Genomic DNA, 1,240 nt, shown 5'->3' on the forward strand with positions numbered 1-1,240 from the left:
ATAGCTCAGGCTGCCCGTGCCCGGGCAGGCCTTCACCGACGGTGTTGGTGTCGTAATTGTCACAACAACTTGGGCAGCTGAGCAACTGCCACAGTTGGTGCACTCCACCTGATAAGTCGTCGTACTGCCGGGGCTCACACTCAGGCTACTGCCTGTACCCACTACACTGCCCCCCACCTTCCAGCTGTAGGCGGCTGCGCTACCGCCCCCATTGACGGTAAGCGTGCTGCTCATACCGGCTGCGATACTAGCTGGCAAGGCTGTCGCTGTTAATGTACAAGCCGTTGGAGCACTCACATTCACCGCAACAGTCACCTGAGCAGCGGTACAGCTACCACAGTTGCTACACTCGACTTGATAGATCATCGTAGCATTAGGACTCACCGTCAGGCTACTGCCTGTGCCTACCACAATACCACCGCTCTTCCAAGTGTAGACGGACCCACTGCTCCCCCCACTCACGGTGAGCGTACTGCTCAGGCCCGCCGTAATATTATTGGGAGAAGCACTGGCTACCAAATTACAGTTAGTAGCAGTAGTACAAGGTTCTAGCGAAAACTTAAGGCAGCTACTGATGCTGCTTAGCGTAAACCCAGCATTGGCCGTGATGTAAGGTAGCCAGTCTCTGGGCACCTCACCCTCCGCATTGCTCCACACCGCCCGCCGACAACCGCTGGCATCGACCAGCACGACCACTTTCACGGCCACATCCCCCACCGACCGATAAGCCACCTGGGCCCCATTAACAAAACTCGAGCAGAGCCCAGCGTCGACCAGCAGACTGGCCGCCTGACTCACGGTGATGGTTTGGCTCAGCCCAGCACTGCTGACCACAACGTAGGCTGTGCGGCTGGTGGTAGTGGGGTTGGGGGCCGCCGTAAGGGTGAAGCTGCCACTGCCACTACCCCCCGCAGCACTGGCCGTTAGCCAGCCACTAGCGGGCAGCCCGCTTACACTCCAGCTCACGTTGCTAGCCACACTAATCACCTGGCTGTTGGCACTGCTGCTCCAGCTAAGCTGACTGGGGGTGACCTCCAGCTGTGCCGACGGCGGCGGAAGGGGCGTAACGGTGAGCGTCACCTGCACCGCCGTGCAACTGCCACAGCTGGTGCACTCCACCTGGTAGGTTGTCGTGGTCGCTGGGCTCACGCTCAGGCTGCTGCCCGTGCCCACCACACTACCCCCGGCCTGCCAAGTGTAGGTGGCAGTAGTCCCTCCCCCGCTCACCGTCAGCGTGCTG

1 protein-coding gene is annotated in these 1,240 nt (G+C 60.3%); it reads right to left on the reverse strand.

The window, feature by feature from the left end; genetic code table 11:
• The coding region (locus J2I47_RS26350; RefSeq protein WP_207367619.1) for a BACON domain-containing protein at nucleotides 1-1,240 on the reverse strand (1,240 nt) is incomplete at both ends.

Source organism: Fibrella rubiginis (genome assembly GCF_017353185.1).
Lineage (GTDB): Bacteria > Bacteroidota > Bacteroidia > Cytophagales > Spirosomataceae > Fibrella > Fibrella rubiginis.